Here is a 4,296-nt window from a genome sequence, read left to right on the forward strand (position 1 = left end):
GCAAAGACTCCTGTTGGAGGATTGGTTCTCGGCAAAGGTGATATTGAAATCAATGCCGGCTATCCAACCACCACTTTGAAAGTACGTAACAAAGGCGATCGCCCTATTCAGGTTGGTTCGCATTATCATTTCTTCGAAGTGAATGCTGATCTGGAATTTGATCGTGAGCAAGCTTTTGGCAAACGCCTGAATATTCCTGCAACAACCGCTTTGCGTTTTGAGCCAGGTGATGAAAAGCAAGTCGTCCTTGTTCCTTATCAGGGCAAGCAGCGCGTTCTCGGCTTCAACGGCCTGGTGAACGGTTGGGTTGGCGAAGAAAGCTACAACGAATCCCGCCCACGTCTGACGGATGCAATGGAGCGTGTTGAGCGCTACGGCTTTAAAAACAAGTCGTAATTGCCCGCCCCAACATCAGCGAACAGGATAGTGAAATGGCTAAAATCTCAAGGCAGCAATATTCGGATTTGTACGGTCCGACCACCGGCGATAAAATCCGTCTGGGTGATACTGATCTTTACATCGAGATTGAAAAAGACCTTCGTATCTATGGCGAAGAAGCGGTTTACGGCGGCGGCAAGACGCTGCGTGACGGCATGGGCTATGACAACGAGTTGACAAGCGCCGCTGGTGCGCCTGATCTCGTTATCACCAATGTCACAATCGTTGACGCCGTTCAGGGCGTTATCAAAGCCGACGTCGGTATTAAAAATGGTCTGATCTACGGCATTGGTAAAGCCGGCAACCCGTCCACCATGTCGGGCGTTACACTGCCGCTCGGACCGGGAACGGATGCTATCTCCGGTGAGCATCTGATCCTGACGGCTGGCGGCATTGATGCGCACGTGCATTTCATTTCGCCACAGCAGGCAGAAGCCGCACTCAGCAATGGTGTGACCACGCTTTTTGGCGGCGGTATCGGCCCATCAGACGGTACCAACGGTACGACAATCACTCCGGGAACGTGGAACATCGAAATGATGTTGCGCTCGTTTGATAGTTGGCCTGTCAATGCAGGTGTTCTCGGCAAGGGCAATTCCTCGTCGGTTGTGACAATCGAGGAACAGATCCGCGCTGGTGCTATGGGCCTTAAAATCCATGAAGACTGGGGCAGCACGCCGGAAGCAATTCGTACGTCGCTGAAGGTCGCAGATGCATTTGACGTGCAGGTTTGCATCCACACCGATACGCTGAACGAAGCTGGCTTTGTTGAAAATACAATTGCCGCTTTTGAAGGCCGCACCATCCACACCTATCATACGGAAGGTGCTGGCGGTGGTCACGCGCCGGATATTATTCGCGTTGCAGGTCAGCCGAATGTTATTCCAAGCTCGACTAACCCAACGCTGCCATATGGTATCAATTCGCAGGCCGAATTGTTCGATATGACGATGATCTGTCACAATCTCAGCCCGAAGATTCCGACTGACGTTGCTTTTGCTGAAAGCCGCGTCCGCCCGGAAACCATCGCTGCTGAAAACGTGCTGCATGACATTGGCGCAATTTCCATCCTGTCGAGCGATAGTCAGGCGATGGGTCGTGTCGGTGAAAATTGGATGCGTACCATTCAGACCGCACATCTGATGAAAACACGCTTCGGTGCCTATGACGGCGACAAGTCTGGCAACGACAACCAGCGCGTGCTGCGTTTTGTCTCCAAAGTGACCATCAATCCGGCAATTGCTCAGGGCGTGTCCCATGTGGTTGGCTCGATTGAAATTGGCAAAATGGCCGATCTGGTACTCTGGGAGCCAGCATTCTTCGGCGCTAAGCCGAAAATGGTCATCAAGGGCGGCATGATTTCATGGGCACTGATGGGTGATCCGAACGCGTCTCTGCCAACACCACAGCCGGTTATCTATCGTCCGATGTATGGATCCTTTGGATCGGCGCTGCCTAAAACCCGCGTGACATTCACGTCTGCTGCCGGTTTTGAGCACGGTATCGTGGATCGTTACGAGCTGAAATCGCAGGTCATGCCGGTTTACAACACACGCGCTATCAGCAAGGAGTCGATGGTTCGCAACAGTGCGTTGCCGACGATTGAAGTGAACCCGGAAACATTCGCGGTAACCGTGGATGGCAAGCACGCGACTGTCGAGCCAGCGACCAATGTTCCTTTGACACAGCTTTACTTCTTTAGCTGATGTGAAATTTGCAGGAGGGAAAATATCCCTCCCGCTTTCAATGATACAATGCAATGCCTGAAAGTGTTTGCTTTTGCGGCACTTATCAGTGGCCGATACGAAGCGATAAGCTTCCGGAGGAACTATGATTCTCGTTGAGAAAACACTCGGTAACATCAAGGATTCCGTGTGGCATGATCGTTCGCATCATGCGCAGGTTGATTATCTTGCTCTTGAGCAATGGGAAGCTCCAAAAAGTCGTTTGCGTAAGGAAAGTGAAGGCGGTGTTGAACTCGCCATTTCACTTCCACGCTCCGAGCATCTGCATGATGGTGATGTTCTTCATTATGATGAAGCCGCGAAAATTATCGTCGTGGCACGCATTGCCCTTAAAGAAGTGATGGTCATTGAGCTTGAAGGGCTTGAAGAGCTCGCACCGCAGGAAATCCTGCGTATTTGCTTTGAGCTCGGTCATGGTCTGGGCAATCAGCATTGGCCAGCGGTGATCAAAGGCACAACGGTTTATGTGCCGCTGTCTGTTGATCAGAAAGTTATGGCCTCTGTCATGCGCACCCATGCGTTTGATCGCGTAAAGACGCATTTTGCACCGGGCGAAGAAGTTGCAGCAAAGCTTGATGCCAAGGAAGTTCGGATGCTTTTTGCAGGTGCCGACGCGACCCCGCATCATCACCACGATCTTCACAAACATGAGCACGCGCATTCGCACGATCACGCCCATACACACGGGCATGAACATTCTCATGGTGGACATTCTCACTCTCATGATCATAGCCATGAACACAGTCATGACCACGATCATTCGCATGGCCATCATCACGGGCACGATCACAGGTAAGCAATGTCAGGCATAAAGAACGAAGAACCGCGTTCTATGCAGGATATGGTTCTTCTTGCGAAACTGCTGCAATTTTCGGATTCAACCTTGCCGGTTGGTGCTTTTGCGTTCTCAAACGGGCTTGAATCCGCTCTGCAGACCGAGGTTGTGACCAATCCGGAAAGCCTGCATCAGTTTGTTAATCTGGTGGTCCGTCAGGCTGCTCATATGGATGGCATCGCGTTTCTTCATGCTCATCGCGCTATTCTGGCGGGTGATTATGAAGCTGTGCTTGCCGCTGATCATGAAGTCTGGGATCGCCGCGTGGGTGAAGAGCAGCAGCTAATGCTGGCCCGAATGGGCAAGAAATTCGCTGAATTGTCTCTCAAGATCAGCGATTTTCCGCCGCTTGAGCGCTGGTTGAAAGACATCAAATCCGGTGCAACGCCGGGTTGTTTCCCAATTGGTCAGGCATTGGCTTTGGCACATATGGGTGCTGATGAAAAGCAAGCTTTTGTCGTTCATCAATATGGTGTTGCATCGATGATCCTGAGTGCAGCAGTCCGCCTGATGCGCATCGATCATCTGGATACGCAGCGCATATTGTTTGCGGCTCAAGGTCGGGTTGAGCAGGACTATGAGGATGTGCACGGTCTGGGACTAGATGAAATGTCCAGCTTCGCGCCTGTCTTCGACGTTCTGGTCGCGCACCACACAAAAACGCACGTCCGTCTATTCATGAACTGATTACGTTTCGAAATAGGAATAAACCATGAAGAAAATTACACGTATTGGTATCGGTGGACCTGTTGGTTCGGGAAAGACGGCGGTTATTGAAACGATCACGCCACGGCTGATTGAAATGGGCATCAAGCCGCTCATCATTACCAATGACGTTGTGACGACAGAAGATGCCAAGCAGGTTCGTCGCACGCTCAACGGCATTCTGATTGAAGAGAAAATCGTTGGCGTTGAAACCGGCGCTTGCCCGCATACGGCTGTTCGCGAAGACCCTTCGATGAACATCGCAGCGGTTGAAGAGCTGGAAGAAAAATACCCGGATAGCGACGTTATCCTGATTGAATCGGGTGGCGATAATCTCACGCTCACATTCAGCCCTGCGCTCGCTGATTTCTATATTTACGTGATTGATGTGGCTGCTGGCGACAAGATCCCACGCAAGAATGGCGCTGGCGTTTGTCAGTCCGATATTCTGGTCATCAACAAAAAGGATCTCGCTCCTTATGTTGGTGCGAGCCTTGAAGTGATGGACCGCGATTCCAAGCTGATGCGCGGCAAAAAGCCATTTGTTTTCACCAATTGCAAAACCGGTGAAGG

Annotated in this window: 5 protein-coding genes; all 5 read left to right on the forward strand. The window is 51.4% G+C overall.

Features of this window, described 5'->3' with window-relative positions; translation table 11 throughout:
• Positions 1 to 396: urease subunit beta (locus J2782_RS22730; protein ID WP_310016434.1), on the forward strand; the 396-nt coding region annotated here is incomplete at its 5' end.
• Positions 397 to 431: 35 nt separating this feature from the next.
• Positions 432 to 2,144, forward strand: a complete 1,713-nt coding sequence (locus tag J2782_RS22735; protein ID WP_310016435.1) for an urease subunit alpha — start codon at positions 432 to 434, stop codon at positions 2,142 to 2,144.
• Between the two features lie 124 nt (positions 2,145 to 2,268).
• Positions 2,269 to 2,979 (forward strand): urease accessory protein UreE, encoded by a 711-nt coding sequence (locus tag J2782_RS22740; RefSeq protein ID WP_310016438.1) that lies wholly within the window; start codon positions 2,269 to 2,271, stop codon positions 2,977 to 2,979.
• A 3-nt stretch (positions 2,980 to 2,982) separates the two neighbouring features.
• Positions 2,983 to 3,705, forward strand: coding sequence for an urease accessory protein UreF (locus J2782_RS22745; RefSeq protein ID WP_310016440.1), 723 nt, complete (start codon positions 2,983 to 2,985; stop codon positions 3,703 to 3,705).
• Positions 3,706 to 3,730: 25 nt separating this feature from the next.
• On the forward strand, positions 3,731 to 4,296 hold a 566-nt coding region (gene ureG / locus J2782_RS22750), incomplete at its 3' end, for an urease accessory protein UreG (protein ID WP_310016441.1).

It is taken from the genome of Brucella pseudogrignonensis (genome assembly GCF_031454375.1).
Lineage (GTDB): Bacteria > Pseudomonadota > Alphaproteobacteria > Rhizobiales > Rhizobiaceae > Brucella > Brucella pseudogrignonensis_A.

Bases quoted from the DNA above. Each gene is read 5' to 3' on its own strand.
- J2782_RS22735 (WP_310016435.1), top strand. From the start codon at position 432: ATGGCTAAAATCTCAAGGCAGCAATATTCGGATTTGTACGGTCCGACC.
- J2782_RS22745 (WP_310016440.1), top strand. From the start codon at position 2,983: ATGTCAGGCATAAAGAACGAAGAACCGCGTTCTATGCAGGATATGGTT.
- J2782_RS22740 (WP_310016438.1), top strand. From the start codon at position 2,269: ATGATTCTCGTTGAGAAAACACTCGGTAACATCAAGGATTCCGTGTGG.